Genomic DNA, 18397 nt, shown 5'->3' on the forward strand with positions numbered 1-18397 from the left:
GCGGAAACAGGTCCCATGATACCAGAGCGCACGTGTTGGCGCCCGCCCGGCGGCCCGCTTTCGCAACCGTGCAACCCCCGGCGACGGCTTGGGATAAGCTCGCGCCAACTCAAGGAGGGGCGATGATATCGTTCGGGCATCTCGCGGCATGGGTGATCGCGCTCGGTCTGGCCGTACCCGCATGGGGCGCCCCGGCCGCCACCTACCGCAATCCGCTGACCGTGCGCCTGGCGAACGGCGACGCCGCGCAGAACTGCGCCGACCCGGCCGTGCTGCGCGACCCGCGCGCGAAGCCCCCGACATGGTATCTGTATTGCACGAGCGACCCGGTCAGCAAGACGGAACGTCCGCAGCACGGCGAATCCGGTCCTTGGCATTTTCACATGATCGCCATCTACCGCTCGACGGACCTCGTGCACTGGAACTACGTCGGGGACGCGTTCGCCGACCGTCCCGCCGGGCTGGCGGCGCCCACGTCCGGCCTGTGGGCGCCGGAACCGGAATACCTGAACGGCAGTTACTACCTCTATTTCACCGTGACGGACGTGGCGGACGCGCGCAGTCCGCAGCCCGGCTGCGACAAGGACAGCGCCGTCGGCGTCGCCATCGCCGAAAACCCGGCCGGCCCGTGGGTGCCCGCCGCCGCCCCTGTCGTCCCGCCGCGCCGGGCCGGCCCCGGTTGCGACTTCGAGTGGACGTTCGATCCGAAGGTCGTCGAGGACGGTGACCGCAAGTGGATCTATTACGGCAGCTACGGCGGCGGCATCTTCGTGCAGCCGCTGCGCGCGGACGGCCTCGTGGTCGAAGGCGAGCCGAAACGGGTCGGCGCCGCCTGGCGCTACGAAGGCGCCGAGGTCGTGCAGCACGACGGTTGGTGGTATTTGTTCGGGTCGACCACGGATTGCTGCAACGGCCCGCTGACGGGGTATGCCGTGTACGTGGGCCGGGCGCGCACGCCGGCCGGGCCGTTCGTCGACAGTCTCGGGCAGGACATGGCCGCGCCACGCGCGGGTGGCACCCCGGTGCTGTTTCAAAGCGGCAACCGCTGGGTGGGCGTCGGCCACAACACCGTCTTTCCCGACGCGGCCGGCCAGTGGTGGACCATCTACCACGGCATCGACGTGGGCGAACCGTTCTTCAGCGCCCGCGACAAGCTGACGCGGCGCGTGGCGCTGCTCGACCGTATCGACTGGGTCGACGGCTGGCCCGTCGCGCGCGGTGCGCCCAGCGATGCGCCGCGCGCTGCACCCGCCGTCGCGCCGGGCGCACGGCCGCGCGCGGCCGCGCCCGCGCAGACGAGCGCGGAACGCGCGACACCGCTGTGGACGGACACGTTCCGCGGACCCAAGCTCGACGCCCGCTGGACCTGGCTGCGCGCACCGGCAGACGACAGCTGGTCGCTCGGCAGCGACGGCCTGGCGCTGGCGACCGAGGGGACCGACCTGCACGTGGACACGAACACGGCGAGCGTCCTGCAAACGCCGCTGCCCGACGGCGACTACCGCATCGAGGCCGAGGTCACGCTGGACGCGCCCGACGCCTGCTGCGCGACCGCGGTGCAGGCCGGCGTCGTCGTCATGCGCGACGACGACAACTACGTCAAGCTCGTCGACATGGCGCACGGCGGGCTGCACCAGGTCGAGTTCGCGAAAGAGCTGGCGCCCGTGCCGGCGCACTATCCGCGCTACGGCAACACGGTCGCCGGCACGCCCGGCCCGACCACGTGGCTGCGCCTCGATGTCCACCGGGCGGGTGGGGAAGAACGTTATACGGCATATTCGAGCCGCGACGGGACCACCTGGGTCGGCGGCGCAACGTGGACGCACCGGCTCGGGCCGCAGGCGCGGCTGGGTCTCGTCGCGATGGGCGGTGCCGGCCACCGCGCGGTGTTCGAGCACGTGTCCGTGGCCCGCCTGTCTCGCTGATACGACGCCTTGATGCCCCGTTTGTAACCGAGCGTGAAAGGCCTTGCCAGCACGGGGCGCGGCTCATAGAGTAGGTTGGACAGCAGACGAAGGAGCGCAAACGTGGAATATCCCCGCCCACAATTGCGGCGCGCCGCCTGGCGCAGCCTCGACGGCCCTTGGCAGGCCATGTTCGACGATACGGCCCAGCATGTCGACCCCGCCGACGTGCCTTTCGACCGCACGATCATCGTCCCGTATCCACCCGAAGCGCGCGCCAGCGGCGTGCACGACCGCGGCTACCGCCGGCGCGTGTGGTACCGGCGCCAGATCCCGCTCGACCCCGGCCTCGTGCCCGGCCCCGACGAGCGGCTGATGCTGCACTTCGGCGCCGTCAACTACCGGGCCCGCGTGTGGGTCAACGGCCGGTTCGCCGTCGAGCACCGCGGCGGCCACAGCCCGTTCTCGCTCGACGTCACGCGCCACCTCGACGGTTCCATCCTCGACATCGCCGTGCAGGCCGAGGACGACCCGCAGGACATGCACAAGCCGCGCGGCAAGATGGACTGGGAGCCGGAGCCGCACAAGATCTGGTATCCGCGCACGAGCGGCATCTGGCGCACCGTCTGGATCGAGAAGCTGCCGCGCGCCCACGTGGCGCAGCTGCGCTGGACGTCCGACGTCGCCGCGTGGCAGGTCCGGCTCGATGCCGACATCGCCCACGTGCCGGAAGGCGGGATGGCCAACGTGACGTTGAAGCTGGGTGACCGGCTGCTCGTCAACGACCGCTGCCTGCTGACGGGGCCGCGCCTGTCGCGCATCTTCCAGCTGCCGGACCCCGGCATCGACGACGCCCGCGGCCTGTGGATGTGGAGCCCGGAGAGTCCGCAGCTGATCGATGCGGAGATCGAGATCCGCGCCGCGGACGGGAGCCTCATCGACAGCGTGCAGAGCTACACGGCGCTGCGTACCGTCAGCGTGGAAGGCGACCGCTTCGTGCTCAACAGCCGCCCGTACTTCCTGCGCATGGTGCTCGACCAGGGCTACTGGCCCGACAGCCTGATGGTGGCATCGAGCGACCAGTTGCGCCACGACGTCCTGCTCATCAAGCGGCTCGGCTTCAACGGCGTCCGCAAGCACCAGAAATCCGAGGACCCGCGCTGGCTGTACTGGTGCGATGTGCTGGGGCTGTGCGTGTGGGGCGAGATGCCGTCCGCATACGGCTTCTCCAGCGCGACCGTGCACGGCGTGATGGAAGAGTGGAAGGAGCTCGTCGAGCGCGACATCTCGCACCCGTGCATCGTCGCGTGGGTGCCGACGAACGAGTCGTGGGGCGTGCCGGAGCTGATGAACGACCGCCGCCAGATCGACTTCGTGCGCGCGCTGTACCACATGACGCGGGCGCTGGACGGCACGCGTCCCGTCGTCGGCAACGACGGCTGGGAGATGCCGTGCGGCGACCTCGTATGCGTGCACGACTACGCGGAGGATCCAGCCGTGCTGGTGGAACGCTACGGCAGCCGCGAAGCCGTCGCCTACACCTTGGAACACGTCCAGCCGGACCGGCGCAAGCTCGTCATCGACGGCTTCACCGGTCTGGGGCGTCCGCTGTTCCTCTCCGAATTCGGCGGCGTCGCCATGTCGACGCCGGGCGACGAAGCCGGCTGGGGCTATTCGGTCGCGAAGGACAGCAAGGAATTGCTGGCCCGTTACCAGCAACTGATGGCGGCCGTCCACAAATGCCGCCCGCTGTCCGGCTTCTGCTACACGCAGCTCACGGACACCTTCCTGGAAAAGAACGGCCTGTTGACCGCGGAGCGCGTGCCGAAGGCCCCGATCGAAGCGCTGGCACAGGCGACGCGCGGACCGCAGGCGCACCTGCAGGATTGGGTGCTCGACCCGCTCGGCCACAGCCAGCGCTGGCGCGCGCGGCGCGGGCCCGATTTCCCCGTCGAGTGGACGCGCGTCGGAGAAACGGCGGAAGTGTTAGCCTATCCGGGAGAGCACCAGCCGCCGCAGGCCGGCCAGCCCGACGGGTCACCCGCGCCGCCGGCCCCGGCGTCCGGACCGTCCGGGCGTCCGCCGGGCTTCGAACGCCGCGGGCGTGGCGCTCCCGGAGCGCGGACCCGCCGCAAGGTCGCCTGAGCAGGACGCGCTCCACCCAACGAACGACAAGGAGACGACGTGGCGCGACGCGGATTCCCGCGCGCCGCCGCGCTGCTTGCGACCCTGATCCTCGTGCTGGCGGGCGGTAGCGCCCCCGCGCGGGCGCAGGTCGAAGTCAGGATGTGGACGCTGCTTTCGGGCGGCGACGGCGCGCGCATGCGGGCGCTGGTCGACGACTTCAACGCCAGCCAGCGCGACGTGCGCGTGGTCAGCACGACCCTGCGATGGGGCGAACCCTTTTATACGAAGCTGATCACGGCATCGGTCGTGGGTGCCGGACCGGACGTGGCGACCATCCACCTGTCGCGCATCGTCAACCTCGCGGGCGGCGGCGTGCTGCGGCCCGTTTCGCCCGCCGAGCTGGCATCCGCCGGCCTGCGCGGCCAGGATTACCTGCCGCGCCAATGGGCCAAGGCGCAGTACGAAGGGCGGACATATGCCGTGCCGCTCGACGTGCATCCGCTCGTCCTGTACTACAACAAGACGCTCGCCAGCCAGGCCGGCCTGCTGGACGCCGCGGGCAACCTGAAACCGCTCGATGGCATCGCTGAATTGACGGCCGCGTTCCGGGCCGCCACGGAGCGCACTGGGCGGCGCGGCCTGACCATGGAGAGCAGCCAGAGTTCGTACGCCATCTGGCGCCTGTGGCTCGCGATGCTCGCGCAGCAGAACGTGACCATCATCGCGAACGGCCGCTTCACGTACGGCCAGGCGGGCGCGGCGACGCTTGCCCAGATCAGCGACTGGTTCACACGCGGCTATGCGCAGGCCGGCCTCGATTATCCGGCCTCGACGAGCCAGTTCATGGGCGGCAATGCCGCATTCATGCTGAATGGCGTGTGGGAAGTGCCGGAACTCGTGCGTGCGACGAAGGCGGGCACCTTGGGCTTCGAGTACGGCATCGTGCCGCTGCCGAGGATGTATGCGAACGCCTCCACGTGGGCCGATTCGCACGCGTTCGCTTTGCCTGCGAACCCCGGTCTCGAGCCCACGCCTGCGAAAGTGCAAGCCATCCTTCGCTTCGTCGCCTACGTCAGCCAGCACTCGCTGGGGTGGGCGCAGGGCGGCCACATCCCCGCCTACGCGCCGGTGGCGGAATCGCCCGCGGCGAAGAGCCTGATGCCGAACGCGCTATACATACAGGCCGCGAACGACGCCGTGTACGACCCGGATGGCTGGTACATGGGGGCAGCGGGGCCGCTGGAAGCCATCGCGTCGAAATTCCTGCCGGCCGCGCTGTACGGCTACATGACACCGGCGCAGGCCGTACACCGGTTCGAGACGGAAGCGGCGCGCCTCGTGCGCAAGCGTCCGCCCCGTTATTGAGGTCCGCATGCGCCGAGACGAAACACCACTCGCCCCGCACACCGGCGCCACGACGGCCAGGCGCGACACGTTGCCCGCCTGGCTGCTGCTGGCGCCGTTCCTCGCCGCGTTCGGCCTGTTCTTCTTCGTGCCGGCGCTGGAGACGCTCTGGCTCAGCCTGACGGAAAGCAGCCTGACGCGCACGAATGCCTTCGTCGGCCTGGATAACTATCACACGCTGCTCAACGACCCGTCGTTCTGGGACTCGGTCGGCAACACCTTTTATTTCGCGCTGCTGACCGTGATCCCGCTGTGCGCCCTCGGCCTGTTAATGGCGATGCTCGTCGACCGCTTCACGCGCGTGCAAGGCTGGCTGCAGGCCGCGTTCTTCCTGCCGTTCGTGCTGCCGATCTCCGTCATGACCCTCATCGCCGACTGGATGCTGCAGCCGTCGTCCGGCGTCGTCAACCACGTGCTCGGCGGCGAACGCGCGTGGCTCGCCGATCCGCACTGGGCGCTGCCGGCCGTCGCCATCGGCACGATCTGGTGGACGGTCGGCTTCAACGTGCTGCTGTTTCTCGCGGGCCTGCGCAACATCCCGGCAGAGCTGTACGAGGCTGCGGCGCTGGACGGCGCGCGCGGCTTCACCTTGTTCCGCACGATCACGTGGCCGGCGCTGCGCCCCGTCGTATCCACCGCCGCGATCCTGCAGCTGATCGCGTCGCTGAAGGTGTTCGGCCAGACCTATATCCTGACGAGCGGCGGCCCGTTCAACACGACCCGCGTCGCGCTGCACTATATGTACGAGACGGCGTTCACGCAGAGCGATGCCGGCTACGCGGCGGCGATCGCGATGGCGTTCGTCACCATCGTCGTCCTGCTGTCGCTGGTACAGGCCTGGATCGTCAAGTGGCTGGCGCGGAGGGACGCATGAAGCCGACGTCGTTCTGGACCGTCGCGGGCGCGTTGTGCGCCGTCGTGCTCGCGGCGCTGTGGGCGTTTCCGCTGCTGTGGGCGCTGTCCACGTCGCTGCGGCCGGAGCTGGAGACGGTGGCGACACGCTTCCACTGGCTGCCGCAGACGTGGACCCTGGACGCCTACCGCAAGACGCTGGGCGCCGGCAACGTCGTGCGCTGGCTGCTGAACAGCTTCATCGTCGCGCTGCTGGTGACCGTCGTGACGATGACCGTCAGCCTGATGGCCGCGTACGCGTTCTCGCAGCTGCGCTTCAAGGGCCGCGGCATCGTGTTCGGCATCGCGATGCTGGGCTTCCTGCTGCCGTTCGAGGCACTGCTCGTGCCGCTGTTCCGCACGATGCACCAGTTGGGGCTCATCAATTCGTACGCCGGCATCGTGCTGCCGCAGGTCGTGTCGCCGGTCGTGATCTATGTGTTCAAGCAGTTCTTCGACGCGATCCCGGCCGACTTCCGCGAGGCCGCCGTGATGGACGGCGCCGGGCCGCTGCGCGTGCTGTGGAGCGTCTACCTCCCGATCTCGGGCAACATCGTGTGGGCGATGGCGATCGTCACGTTCATCGCCGCGTGGAACAACTTCCTGTGGCCCTTCATCATTGTCACGTCGAACGATATGATGACGATACCGCTGGGCCTCACGCAGACGTACGACGCGTTCGGCGTGCGCTACGCCCAGCTGATGGCGGCCGCGCTGCTGGGCGCGTCGCCCGTGGCGCTCGCGTACGTGCTGTTCCAGCGCCGCGTGACGCAGGGCTTCCTCGCGGCGAGCGGCTTGAAAGGATAAGGAGCAGGTGATCTTATGGCATCGGTGAGGCTGCGCGGCATCCGCAAGACCTACGGGGACAACCCCGTCATCAAGGGCGTCGACCTCGACATCGACGACGGCCAGTTCGTCGTCTTCGTGGGACCGTCCGGCTGCGGCAAGTCGACGTTGCTGCGCATGATCGCGGGCCTGGAAGACATCACGGACGGCACCTTGGAGCTGGGTGGCGTCGTGAGCAACACGATCGAGCCCGCGCGACGCGGCATCGCGATGGTGTTCCAGAGCTACGCGCTGTACCCGCACATGTCCGTCGCGGAGAACATGGGGTTCGCGTTGAATCTGGCGAAGGTACCGAAGGCGCAGATTCGCGAGCGCGTGCAGCGCGCGGCCGACATCCTGCAGATCGGGCACCTGTTGGACCGCAAGCCGAAGGCCTTGTCCGGCGGCCAGCGCCAGCGCGTGGCGATCGGCCGCGCCATCGTGCGCAAGCCGGAAGTGTTCCTGTTCGACGAACCGCTGTCGAACCTGGACGCGGCGCTGCGCGCGCAGACGCGCGTGGAGCTCGCGCGCCTGCACAAGGAACTGGGCGCGACGATGATCTACGTGACGCACGACCAGGTCGAGGCGATGACCCTCGGCCAGAAGATCGTGGTGTTCAACGGCGGCCGCATCGAGCAGGTGGGCACGCCGCTCGAACTGTACGAGCGGCCCGCGAACCTGTTCGTGGCCGGCTTTCTCGGCTCGCCCCGCATGAACGCGTTTCCAGCCACCCTGGACGGGCAGGCCGACGGTCTCGCGGCCGTGCGCGTGCCGGGTGGCGGCATCGTCCACGTCGCCGCCGACGCGAGCGCGGCACAACCCGGCGCTGCGCTCACGCTGGGTGTGCGGCCCGAGCATCTGCGCCTGGACACGGCTGGTGGTGTGGGCATTCCCGGCCGCCTCGCGTTGGCCGAATACCTGGGCGACGTCACGCTGGCCTACGTCCAGGTCGACGGCGTCGAGGGGATGGTCGCTGCAAAATGCCCGCCGGACGTGCCGCTGCCCGCGCCGGGGGCGCCCGTCCATTTGCGCTTCGATCCGGCCCGCGCGTGGCTGTTCGACGGGCAGGGCGCCGCGCTGCCCATGCTGCGCGAGCGCGCCACGACCGCGTCCTGACCGTCAGATCGGGCGCGGCTCGGCCGGTTGGGCGAACGTCTGCGGCACCACGCCGATCTGCTGCAGCACGCCCAGGCGGTCCGCCTGCAGCCAGGCGCGGACGATCTGCCCGTCGCGCAGCTGGTAGATCACGTTCCCTTCCTGCGTGACCTCCGCCCGACTCGGCGGCAGGCCGGCGAAGCGGCCACCGTGCACGGCGCGGAACGTCCAGCGCGCGGCCACCTTGTCGGCCTCGCCGAACAGGTCATGCACGTCGAAGCGCACGCCGGGAAATCCGGTCAGAACGGCTTCGATCGTCGCGCGGAATTCGCGCGGGCCACGTTCGCCGCGGGCGCCGACGAAATCGGCACCGATCAGCGTGTCCAGCCTGTCCAGGTCGCGCCCGTTGATGCAGTCTTCGTACAGCGCGCGGACCAGGGCCTTGTTCATGTCGACGGTGCTCACGGCTTTGTTCATGCGGGTCTCCTCGTGGTTGCGTAGCGACGGAAAGCAGTGTAAAACCTCGAGTTAACTTGAGGTCAAGAGGAAAAAGTGGCAAAAATCGATCCGGCCGACATCGGGCGGCCATTGACGGTGGGCGAGGTGGCGCGGCGCAGCGGCGTGGCGGTGTCAGCCCTGCATTTCTACGAATCGAAAGGCCTCATTCGCAGCGTGCGCAGCATGGGTGGACAGCGGCGTTACGGACGCGATGTCCTTCGCCGCGTGGCCGTCATCAAGGTGGCGCAGCGCATCGGGATTCCGCTTGCCGCAATCAGCGCCGCGCTGGCATCGCTGCCGGAAGAACGCACACCGACGAAGGCCGACTGGAGCCGCCTGTCCCGGTTGTGGCGGGCCGAGCTCGACGACCGCATCGCGCAGCTCACGCGCCTGCGCGACCAGCTGGACGACTGCATCGGCTGCGGGTGTTTGTCGATCGAGGCGTGCAAGCTGCGCAATCCGCTGGACCAGTTGTCGGAGCAGGGGAGTGGGCCGCAGCGGTTGTGACATCCCGAAGGCGGCCATTTCATGAGCAGGCCGTGGAAGACGTTCGACCGTCTTCGCTGCTCGTCAAACAGCGGGGCCGACCGGGCTTTCGGCGTACAGTTTCTCGGTTGCCGCTTTTAACCCGGCATGCGGCAAGAATTGATCCGACAGTGTCAGGATCGAATGGAGGTTGTTTTTCAACTGATCCAGTTCGATGGCGCCCGGCTTCAGCGCGGTCTGCAGCAAATGGATCGCCATATCCGCCAGGAGCAAGCGCTGTTTCTCCTTCCAATCGGCGGGAACGTCCCTGGTGGCCGGATGGCGAAGGTACGCACTTTCAACGGCTCCGTGTATGTCCCATCCCATCCGCGTGAGTTGACTTCTCTGTTTCTCATCCATACGTGGCCTTATTATTCCCGCCGACATTGCAGACTGTGTCAGCGCCGCGTCATCTGGCCCCGAAGCACCGTGAAGCAGGTGTCGCCGGTCGTGGATTCGAGTCGATGAATCGCTGAATCGTCACCGGCACGGCCTCTTGATTTCGGCATTGCATGAGCATAAGTTGTTATGATGTCATAAATGATTGCATGATGACCTAACTTGGATCGCTCACAGGGGAATTCATGTTGCACATTCCATGCGCGGGCAGTCTCGGACACCGCCTGCGCTAGCCATGGACATCCGACGTTTCGACGTTTTCAACGGTGACGCCGACGGCATCTGCGCGCAGCACCAGTGGCGTCTCGCACATCCGGCCGAAAGCACGCTCGTCACCGGCGTCAAGCGCGACGTCGCGCTGCTCCGGCGGGTCGATGCGGCCCAGGACGCGGAAGTAACGGTGTTCGACATCGCCATCGATGCCAATGCGGCGGCGCTGCGCGCTGTCCTGGACGCCGGCGCACACGTGACGTGGTTCGACCACCATTCGGCGCGACAGGCGTTCGCGCATCCGCGGCTGCAGCTGTTCTGGGACGACGATCCCGCCGTGTGCACGAGCCTCCTCGTCGACCGCTACCTCGGGGGACGCTACCGGGCCTGGGCTGTCGCGGCGGCGTTCGGCGACAACCTGGCGGGGCCGGCGCGCGTACTGGCAGCCGGCATGGGCTTGTCCGCCGCGCAGGCCGATGCGCTCGCGGAACTGGGCACGGTCTTGAACTACAACGCGTACGGCGAATGCGTCGACGACCTGCACGTCGCGCCGGAAGCCCTGTACCGGGCGCTCCATCCGTACGCCGATCCGTTCGCGTTCATCGCCGCCTCAAGCGAATATCGCATGCTGGCCGACGGGTATCGCGACGATTGCGCGCGCATGAGCGGCCTGGAGCCGCAATGGCAGTGGGACTACGGCGCCGTGTACGTGCTGCCCGAGGCGTGCTGGGCGCGGCGCGTGTCCGGCGTGCTGGCCAACCGCGTCGCTGCCGCCGAGCGCACGTGCGCCTTTGCCGTGCTCACGCCGTGTCCCGATGGCGCGTTCGTCGTCAGCGTCCGTTCGGGCGCGCCGGGCACACATCCCGCCAACGTGTTGTGCGAGGGCTTCCCTGGCGGCGGCGGCCGGCGCGCGGCGGCGGGCATCAACCAGCTTCCCGCGGCCGACGTCGGACGGTTCGTGCGCGCGTTCTCCGATTATTTCGCGGGCTGCGGGGAAGGTCCCCATGCGCGCTGACGAGGAACGCTGGCGGCAGGTAATAATTAGTGATACTGTTGTGCGAACGATGTCCTTTTGCCAATACAATCACCCATGACCAGGCCACCGCGTCCCCGTCGCCCCACGATGACCGACATCGCCAAGCTGGCGGGCGTCTCGCAGTCGACGGTGTCGCTGGTCATCAACCACATGAGCGGGGCGAAGGTATCGAAGGTGACGCGCGACGCCGTGCTGCGCATCGCGCGCGAGCTCGGCTATCCCGTCGAACGCCATGCGCACGCCGCGGCGGAAACCACCGCGCGCAACCTGATCGTGTACCTCACGGACGAGCTGACGACGAGCCCGCACGCCATGCAGACCATCGACGGCGCGAAGGAGGCCGCGTGGGAGCACGATTGCCTCGTCGCCGTGTTCGCCACACGGGGCGACCCGGAGCGGGAGGCGGCCGTGTTCGCCCGCGTGCTGGCGCATCCTGCGTTGCTGGGCGTGATTTATTCGACGATCTTCACGCGCGCCGTGACGGTGCCGGCGGCGCTGGCCGGTACGCCCACCGTCCTGCTGAACTGCCACGCGCGCGAACGCACGCGCTCGTCCGTCGTGCCGAGCGAGCTGCTGGGCGGCTATGCCGCGACGATGCACCTCATCGAGTCGGGCCATCGCCGCATCGGCTTCATCAACGGCGAGCAGTGGATCGAGGCGGCGGCCGAGCGGCTGAAGGGTTACCGGCAGGCGCTGTCGTCGGCCGACATCCCGTACGATCCCGCCCTCGTGCGCTCCGGCGACTGGCAGGTGGCCGACGGTTATGCCCGCGCGCTCGACCTGCTGGCGTTGCCGCAACGGCCCACCGCATTGTTCTGCGCCAACGACCTGATGGCGATCGGCGCTCTGGACGCCGCGCGCGAGCGCAAGCTGGCGGTGCCCCGCGACCTCTCCGTCGTCGGGTATGACGACCAGGACATCGCGCGTTACACGCATCCACCGCTGACCACAGTGTTGTTACCAAACTACGAAATGGGCCGTTGGGCGGCCGATTCTCTCATCGCGCAAGTGCGCGCGATCCACGCCGCCAAGGCCCACATCAAGATGGAATGCCCTCTGGTGGCACGCGATTCCGTGGCCCCGCCGCGGGCCTGATCCCCCCTGTCGACCGTGTTCAAGCGTGCGTCGCCGCGCCTGCATTTGCGTTAGCTTCAAGATAATAATTATTACTAATAATCGAGAGGAGAATCGCATGACCACGTTCCAGAGACGGCCCGTGTACGCGGCCATCCTAGCGCTATGCGCCCACGCGGCCGGCGCCCAGACCAACGACAACCAGGTGACGACGGACACGTCGACCCCGCCAGCAGAAGTCCCCGCGCAGGCACCCGTGACGCCGGCCGCGCCGACGCAACCCGCGCAAATTCAACAGGTGACCATCACGGGCCTGCGCAGCAGTATCCGCAGTGCCGAGACGATCAAGCGCGATTCCATACAGGTCGTCGACTCGATCAACGCGGAAGACATCGGCAAATTCCCCGACCGCGCGGCCGGCGACGCCCTGCAGCGCATCGCCGGCGTGCAGGTCGGACGCGACCGCGGCGAGACGAGCCAGGTCATCATCCGCGGCCTGCCCGACGTCACGACCACGTTGAACGGCATGGAGTACTTCACGGGGAATGGCCGCCGCCTGCAATACCAGGACCTGCCCGTGCAATCGATCGGCGGCCTGGACGTGTACAAGACGGCGACGCCGAACCAGCTCGAGGGCGGGATCGCGGGCGGCATCGACGTCCGGTTGCGCCAGCCGTTCGACCTGAAGGGCTTGAACGTCACGGGCTACGTCGAGGACCGCCGGCAGAAGGTGACGGGGTCCAGCGCGACGCCGACGAAGAACAATCCCGGCATGGGCTTCGCGGCCAGCAACCGCTGGAAGACGAGCTACGGCGAGATCGGCGCGCTGTTCGACGTCGCGTTCAACCGCGAGCACTGGGGCTTCCCGGTGCAGTGGGTCGACCGCCCGGTGAACGTGCACTCCGTCGACGCGAACGGCGTGGGCACGCGGCTGGGCGACGGCCCGCCGACGCCGCTGACACCGGACGCGCGCCTGGGCGAACTGCCGAACGTGGGCGGCATCTACAACGCGGGCGACCGCGACCGCGGCAGCATCCACGGCGCCCTGCAGTGGAAGGTGAATCCGAACCTGGAAGCGAGCGTGCAATACCTCGGCACGGGCTACCGCGCGCGCAGCGCCGTCGACTACATCCTCGCCATCACGACGTGGACGCCCACCTTATACAACGTCCAGCTGGCGCCGCAGGGCAGCTACTGCAACACGCCGGAAGGCGTCATCTGCCCGATCCAGTCCGCGTACGCGCAGGCCAAGCAGTTCGGCGGACCGTACGACTGGGACCCGTACACGGCCACGTCCACGTGGGGCGTGAAGGAACACACGACGTCGCACTTCCTGAACGTGGGCCTGAATTACCACGACGGCCCGTGGAAGGGCAGCACGAACTTCGGCTGGACCAAGTCGACGTTCGTGAACGACACCGTGATCGTCGACCAGCAGATTCCCGGCGCCAGCGTCGGCGTCTACACGTACGGCGCGGACGGCCACGGCGGCTACAACAGCGTGAGCACGCCGACGAGCCCCGTCGCGCTGCGCGACCCGCGCGCGTTCGTGCTGCGCGGGATGGTGCAGAACTGGGGCGTCTCGAAAGGCGAGCAGGCGCAGTGGCGCGGCGACGTGTCGTACCGCATGGGCGACGGCTTCATCTCCGCCATCGACGCAGGTCTGCGCCTGTCGACGCACCGCGCCAGCTTCCACGGCGCCGAAGGCCATAGCGACATCACGGGCGACGTACGTGCCAACCCCGTCGATGCATTCGGTCCGGGCTTCGAAGCCCTGGTGCCGGGCCTCGACCGCCTCGGTGGGCCGTGGCTCACGCCGTCGCGCGACTTCCTGATCGACCAGGCCGACGCCGTGCGCGCGTTCTACGGCGCGGCCCCGGGCCGCGCGGCCGAAGATCCGACCCGCGCGTTCGGCCAGCGGGAAAGCACGAACACCGTGTACCTCGCGGCGCGCTGGAACACGAAGGCGGGCGACATCGATTTGTCCGGCACGGTGGGCGCGCGCTACGTGCACGTCGCGCGCAACCTGAACGGCAACAGCCGCATCGGCGACGTCGTGACGCCCATCGACGTGAATTCGTCCGAGAACAACTTCCTGCCCAGCTTCGCGGCCGTCGTCGGCTGGCGCGAGAACCTGCAGTCGCACCTCTCCGTCGGCAAGACGATCACGCGGCCGGACTTCGCGTCGCTGAACCCGGCGCTCTCGCTGATTCCACCGACCGTCAACGCGCCGGGCACGGGATCCGCCGGCAACCCCAACCTGCGGCCGACGCGCTCCGTGAACACGGACGCCACGCTCGAATACTATTTCCCGAAAAACGGCTTCGCGCAGATCGCGCTGTTCCACCGCGACATCAACGGCTATCTGCAAAACATGGAGTCGGACGAGTCGATCGGTGGCCAGACCTATCGCGTGACGCGTCCGCAGAATTCAGGCACGGGCACGTTGCGCGGCGCGGAATTCGGCATCCAGAAATTCTTCGACTTCCTGCCGGCCCCGTGGAGCAATTTCGGTGCGCAGTTCAACTACACGTGGATCGACGGCGACAACCAGACGCTCGTCTCGCCGACGAGCACGGAATTCCGCACGACTGCGCTGACGAACGTCGCGAAGAAGAACTACAACTTCGCGCTGCTGTACGAGGGCAACGGCATCACGGGGCGGCTGACGGCCACGCACCGCGGCAGCTTCGTGGAGCAGATCGCCGAACCGCGCTTCAATATGGACCGCATCGTGAAGGCGGCCACGTACGTCGACCTCAGCGTCTCGTACGCGATCAACAAGAACGTGTCCGTGCAGTTCGACGCCATCAACCTGACGCACGAGAAGTACGAGAGCTACCTGGGCTCGCCGATGATCCCGCGCGACATCCGCTACAACCCGACGACGTACGGGCTCGGTTTGCGCTTTTCGCTGTGAGGCCCGCATGGCGACGACGTACCGCAACCCGGTGTATCCCGACGTGATGGCGGACCCGTTCGTGCTCCATCACGACGGCGTCTACTACGCGTACGGGACCGCGCCGGGTGCGCCCGACGGTCGCCAGGTACCGGTGCTGCGCTCGACGGACCTCGTGGCGTGGCAACCGGTCGGCCATGCGCTGCTGCCGATCGGCGAGACGCATTACTGGGCGCCGGAAGTCGCGAGCCACGAGGGCCGCTTCTACATGTACTATTCGGCAGGGTCGCAGCCGGAAGGCACGGACCAGAAGCTGCGCGTGGCGGTCGCCGACCATCCGGCCGGCCCGTTCGTCGACAGCGGCAAGCTGCTCGTGCCGGACCGGACGTTCGCCATCGACGGCCACCCGTTCCGCGCGGCCGACGGCCAGTGGTATCTGTTCTATTGCGTCGACTTCCTCGATGCGACGGACGACGACCGGGTGGGCACGGGCATCGTCGTCGACCGCCTCGTGGACATGACCACGCTGGCCGGCGAGCCGCGCATCGTCGTCCGTCCGCACGAAGACTGGCACGTGTTCCGCAAGGGCCGCGCGATGTATGGCGGCGTGTACGACTGGCACACGGTGGAGGGCGCGGCCGTGCTGTGCCACGACGGCCGCTATTACTGCTTCTACAGTGGCGGCGCCTGGGAGCGCGACAACTATGGCGTCAGCTGGGTCGTGGCTGACCATCCGCTCGGGCCGTACACGCGGCCGGACGGCGGCCACGAGGCGCTGCTGATGCGCACGCCGAAGGGTGGCGCCTTGCTGGGGCCGGGGCACAACTCGTTCACGACGGGGCCGGACGGCAGCACGACGTGGATCGTGTACCACGCGTGGGATCGTGCGCAGACGGGGCGGCGCATGTGCATCGACCGGCTCGAGTGGGTCGACGGGAGGCCGACCACGCCGGGCCCCACCTGGACACCTCAAGCGGCACCGTAGGGTGGACGGCTTGCCGTCCACGCGTCCAAGCGGCGGGTGAGCGGCCGCGCCACGTTTTTTATCGATGCGGTCACGACGCGGCGTTTCAGCCGTGAGTTGAACGCGTGGACGGCGGAGCCGTCCACCCTACTAGTCCCAATCGCTACCGGTCTCCTCGTCGAACGCCTTGCGGTCGCGCGACATCATCGCTTCCAGTTCCTCGCGCGCCTGCTTGGCCACCGACACGGCCGTCTCGCGGTCCTTGTAATACGGGTAGACGGTATCAAGCGTCTGCTTGTTGTACCGCCTGAATTTCACGGCTGCCTGGCGCGTCGCGTACGCGCTGTGGCCGAGACCCGCCGTCAGCACGGTGCGGCCCAGCCGCAGCGCCGACTCGAACGTCTCGCGCTCGATCATCTGCACGCCGCGGTCCATCAGCTGGTAGTAGTGCGTGACGTTGCGCGCCCGCGCGAACACGGGCAGGTCGGGATATTCGCGGCGCACGGCGTCGACGAGTTGCAGGCTGTCCTCGATGTCGTCGATGGCGACGACGACGGCGCGGGCCTTCGCAGCACCGGCCGCACGGAGCAAGTCGGGCCGTGTCGCGTCGCCGTAGAAGACCTTGAAGCCGAAGTGGCGCAGCACCTCGATCTGGTCCGGGTCGTGGTCGAGCACCGTCAGCCGCACGTGGTTCGCGTTCAGGAAGCGGCCGACGATCTGGCCGAAGCGGCCGAAGCCGGCGATGATGACGTGGTCTTCGTTCGGCTCGATGCGGTCGGCATCGCGCTCGCTGCGGCCGCATTCGCGCCGGGCCGCTACGCGGTCGTACGTTATCAGCGCGAGCGGCGTGACGACCATCGACAGCGCCACGACGACGACGAGGATGGACCCCACCTCGGGCGAGAACACGCGCGCCGTCGCCGCCGCGCCGAACACGACGAACGCGAATTCGCCGCCTTGCGCGAGCAGCAGCGCGAACTGCAGGTGCTGGCCGCGCGCGATGTGGAGTGTACGTGACAGGCCGTACAGCACCCCGACTTTGATCACGAGGAAGCCGGCGACGAGGCCCAGCACCAGCCCCGGCTGCGCGAGGAACACGGCGAAATCGACGGACATGCCGACGGCGATGAAGAACAGCCCGAGGAGCAGGCCCTTGAACGGTTCCAGGTCCGTCTCGAGCGCGTGCCGGTATTCGGAATCGGCGAGCAGCACGCCGGCCATGAAGGCGCCGAGGGCCATCGACATGCCGACCCATTGCATCAGCAGCGAGATGGCGATGACGAGGAGCAGCGCGAACGCCGTGAAGATCTCGCGCGCGTCCGTCTTGGCGATGACGCGCAGCAGCGGACGGATGAGGAAGCGGCCCGCGACGACGAGACCCGCGAGCACCCCCGCCACCTTCAATGCGGCGATCCACGCATTGCCGCCGCCACCCGCGGATTCCGGCACGCCCAGCAGCGGCACGATGGCGATCATCGGGATTGCGGCGATGTCCTGGAACAGCAGGATCGCGAAGCCGGCCTGGCCGGCCGGTGTCGACATCAGGTTGCGTTCTTCCAGCGACGCGAGCGCGATCGCCGTCGACGACAGCGACAGGCCCAGGCCCGCGATCAGTGCGATCTTCCAGTCGATGCCGGCCAGCAGGACGGCGCCGAACAGGCCCGCCGTGACGCCGGCGACTTGCGCGCCGCCCCAGCCGAAGATCGGACGGCGCAGCGCCCACAGGCGGCTCGGCTCCAGTTCGAGGCCGATGAGGAACAGCAGCAGCACGACGCCGAATTCGGCGAAGTGCAGCGCGTCCTCGCCGTCCGCGATCAAGCGGATGCCGAACGGGCCGATGAGGATGCCCGCGACGAGATAGCCCAGCACGGCGCCCATGCCGAGGCGCTTCGCCAGCGGCACGACGAGCACCGCGGCACCCAGGTAGATGACGGCGTTCTGCAGCAGGTTATGCTCCATGCGCGCGCTCCTCCGCGGCGGCCGCCGCGAGCCCCGCATAGCCTTCCAGCCGGTGGCGGAACTCGGCCGCGAACGCGTCGATTGCGTCGGCCGTCGCCTGCGCCGCGCCGTGCAGGACGAGGGGCGCGATCCAGCCCATGCCGCACAGCGCGGCCGTCGCCTCGTACGGCGGCAGGAAGTCGGCGAACGGCCGGCCGTGCAGGCCGCCGGGTCCGTACGCATCCGGACCGCTGCCCGTCGTCGTGACGAGCCAGAACGTCTTGCCGCGCAGCGCGCACTCGCCCGTATGGTTGTCGTCGTTGTACGCCCAGCCGGGCTGCAACACGACGTCCATCCATTCCTTCACGATGGCCGGCATGCCATACCAGCGGAACGGGTGCAGGAAGACGAGCAGGCGCGCGGCCGCGAGGCGCGCCCGTTCGCGCTCGCCGTCGATGTCGAAGTCGGGATAGGCTTCGTACAGGTCGCACAAGTCCACGCCGGGCAGTGCGCGCGCCGTCTCCGCGAGGCGGCGGTGGATGGGCGAGCGGTGCGGCGCCGGGTGGGCGTAGATCACGAGGATGGTCGGTTCGGTCATGGTTCGGGTT

General features: G+C 68.3%; 15 protein-coding genes. 11 read left to right on the forward strand and 4 right to left on the reverse strand.

All coding sequences use genetic code 11. The annotated features are described in order from the left end of the window. The first annotated feature begins 122 nt into the window (after positions 1 to 122). The 6 genes from NX784_RS00815 (at position 123) to NX784_RS00840 (ending at position 8267) form a co-directional block, all read left to right on the forward strand. Positions 123 to 1925 carry a glycoside hydrolase family 43 protein gene (locus NX784_RS00815; protein WP_258814778.1) on the forward strand — a complete coding sequence of 601 codons (1803 nt, stop codon included), beginning with the start codon at positions 123 to 125 and terminating at the stop codon, positions 1923 to 1925. Positions 1926 to 2027: 102 nt separating this feature from the next. Then, a complete protein-coding gene (locus NX784_RS00820) occupies positions 2028 to 4049 on the forward strand; it encodes a glycoside hydrolase family 2 protein (protein ID WP_258814779.1) in 2022 nt (673 codons plus the stop codon). 39 nt (positions 4050 to 4088) lie between these two features. Continuing rightward, positions 4089 to 5396 carry an extracellular solute-binding protein gene (locus NX784_RS00825; protein WP_258814780.1) on the forward strand — a complete coding sequence of 436 codons (1308 nt, stop codon included), beginning with the start codon at positions 4089 to 4091 and terminating at the stop codon, positions 5394 to 5396. A 7-nt stretch (positions 5397 to 5403) separates the two neighbouring features. Next, a complete protein-coding gene (locus NX784_RS00830; RefSeq protein ID WP_258814781.1) occupies positions 5404 to 6309 on the forward strand; it encodes a carbohydrate ABC transporter permease in 906 nt (301 codons plus the stop codon). Further along, positions 6306 to 7133, forward strand: a complete 828-nt coding sequence (locus NX784_RS00835) for a carbohydrate ABC transporter permease (protein ID WP_258814782.1) — start codon at positions 6306 to 6308, stop codon at positions 7131 to 7133. The genes NX784_RS00830 and NX784_RS00835 overlap by 4 nt, the downstream gene beginning before the upstream one ends. A 15-nt stretch (positions 7134 to 7148) precedes the next feature. Continuing rightward, complete coding sequence (locus tag NX784_RS00840; RefSeq protein WP_258814783.1) at positions 7149 to 8267, forward strand: ABC transporter ATP-binding protein; 1119 nt, start codon at positions 7149 to 7151, stop codon at positions 8265 to 8267. Positions 8268 to 8270: 3 nt separating this feature from the next. Here NX784_RS00840 and NX784_RS00845 read toward each other — a convergent pair whose 3' ends face one another. Then, positions 8271 to 8723: an ester cyclase gene (locus NX784_RS00845; RefSeq protein WP_258814784.1), complete on the reverse strand. Its 453-nt coding sequence runs from the start codon at positions 8721 to 8723 to the stop codon at positions 8271 to 8273. Between the two features lie 75 nt (positions 8724 to 8798). Between NX784_RS00845 and soxR the strand changes: the two genes are divergently transcribed. Further along, positions 8799 to 9251, forward strand: a complete 453-nt coding sequence (soxR, locus tag NX784_RS00850) for a redox-sensitive transcriptional activator SoxR (protein ID WP_370662898.1) — start codon at positions 8799 to 8801, stop codon at positions 9249 to 9251. A gap of 63 nt (positions 9252 to 9314) precedes the next feature. On the opposite strand, the gene NX784_RS00855 is transcribed toward soxR, so the two are convergent. Continuing rightward, complete coding sequence (locus NX784_RS00855; protein ID WP_258814785.1) at positions 9315 to 9629, reverse strand: hypothetical protein; 315 nt, start codon at positions 9627 to 9629, stop codon at positions 9315 to 9317. A 274-nt stretch (positions 9630 to 9903) separates the two neighbouring features. Here NX784_RS00855 and NX784_RS00860 point away from each other — a divergent pair, with 274 nt between their 5' ends. The 4 genes from NX784_RS00860 (at position 9904) to NX784_RS00875 (ending at position 15872) form a co-directional block, all read left to right on the forward strand. Next, positions 9904 to 10893, forward strand: a complete 990-nt coding sequence (locus NX784_RS00860) for a hypothetical protein (RefSeq protein ID WP_307735679.1) — start codon at positions 9904 to 9906, stop codon at positions 10891 to 10893. A gap of 75 nt (positions 10894 to 10968) precedes the next feature. Further along, positions 10969 to 12009, forward strand: a complete 1041-nt coding sequence (locus NX784_RS00865) for a LacI family DNA-binding transcriptional regulator (RefSeq protein WP_258814786.1) — start codon at positions 10969 to 10971, stop codon at positions 12007 to 12009. Positions 12010 to 12106: 97 nt separating this feature from the next. Continuing rightward, positions 12107 to 14908 carry a TonB-dependent receptor gene (locus tag NX784_RS00870; RefSeq protein WP_258814787.1) on the forward strand — a complete coding sequence of 934 codons (2802 nt, stop codon included), beginning with the start codon at positions 12107 to 12109 and terminating at the stop codon, positions 14906 to 14908. Positions 14909 to 14915: 7 nt separating this feature from the next. Continuing rightward, positions 14916 to 15872 carry a glycoside hydrolase family 43 protein gene (locus NX784_RS00875; protein ID WP_258814788.1) on the forward strand — a complete coding sequence of 319 codons (957 nt, stop codon included), beginning with the start codon at positions 14916 to 14918 and terminating at the stop codon, positions 15870 to 15872. 129 nt (positions 15873 to 16001) lie between these two features. Here NX784_RS00875 and kefC read toward each other — a convergent pair whose 3' ends face one another. Together kefC and kefF are read right to left on the reverse strand one after the other, a co-directional pair. Then, positions 16002 to 17810, reverse strand: coding sequence for a glutathione-regulated potassium-efflux system protein KefC (gene kefC, locus NX784_RS00880; RefSeq protein WP_258814789.1), 1809 nt, complete (start codon positions 17808 to 17810; stop codon positions 16002 to 16004). Beyond that, a complete protein-coding gene (kefF, locus tag NX784_RS00885; RefSeq protein ID WP_258814790.1) occupies positions 17800 to 18387 on the reverse strand; it encodes a glutathione-regulated potassium-efflux system oxidoreductase KefF in 588 nt (195 codons plus the stop codon). The genes kefC and kefF overlap by 11 nt, the downstream gene beginning before the upstream one ends. Between the last annotated feature and the right edge of the window lie 10 nt (positions 18388 to 18397).

It is taken from the genome of Massilia pinisoli (assembly GCF_024753285.1).
Lineage (GTDB): Bacteria > Pseudomonadota > Gammaproteobacteria > Burkholderiales > Burkholderiaceae_D > Telluria > Telluria pinisoli.

Bases quoted from the DNA above. Each gene is read 5' to 3' on its own strand.
- kefC (WP_258814789.1), bottom strand. From the start codon at position 17,810: ATGGAGCATAACCTGCTGCAGAACGCCGTCATCTACCTGGGTGCCGCG.
- NX784_RS00845 (WP_258814784.1), bottom strand. From the start codon at position 8,723: ATGAACAAAGCCGTGAGCACCGTCGACATGAACAAGGCCCTGGTCCGC.
- NX784_RS00865 (WP_258814786.1), top strand. From the start codon at position 10,969: ATGACCAGGCCACCGCGTCCCCGTCGCCCCACGATGACCGACATCGCC.
- NX784_RS00855 (WP_258814785.1), bottom strand. From the start codon at position 9,629: ATGGATGAGAAACAGAGAAGTCAACTCACGCGGATGGGATGGGACATA.
- NX784_RS00835 (WP_258814782.1), top strand. From the start codon at position 6,306: ATGAAGCCGACGTCGTTCTGGACCGTCGCGGGCGCGTTGTGCGCCGTC.
- NX784_RS00870 (WP_258814787.1), top strand. From the start codon at position 12,107: ATGACCACGTTCCAGAGACGGCCCGTGTACGCGGCCATCCTAGCGCTA.
- NX784_RS00875 (WP_258814788.1), top strand. From the start codon at position 14,916: ATGGCGACGACGTACCGCAACCCGGTGTATCCCGACGTGATGGCGGAC.
- kefF (WP_258814790.1), bottom strand. From the start codon at position 18,387: ATGACCGAACCGACCATCCTCGTGATCTACGCCCACCCGGCGCCGCAC.
- NX784_RS00860 (WP_307735679.1), top strand. From the start codon at position 9,904: ATGGACATCCGACGTTTCGACGTTTTCAACGGTGACGCCGACGGCATC.
- NX784_RS00830 (WP_258814781.1), top strand. From the start codon at position 5,404: ATGCGCCGAGACGAAACACCACTCGCCCCGCACACCGGCGCCACGACG.
- NX784_RS00840 (WP_258814783.1), top strand. From the start codon at position 7,149: ATGGCATCGGTGAGGCTGCGCGGCATCCGCAAGACCTACGGGGACAAC.
- NX784_RS00815 (WP_258814778.1), top strand. From the start codon at position 123: ATGATATCGTTCGGGCATCTCGCGGCATGGGTGATCGCGCTCGGTCTG.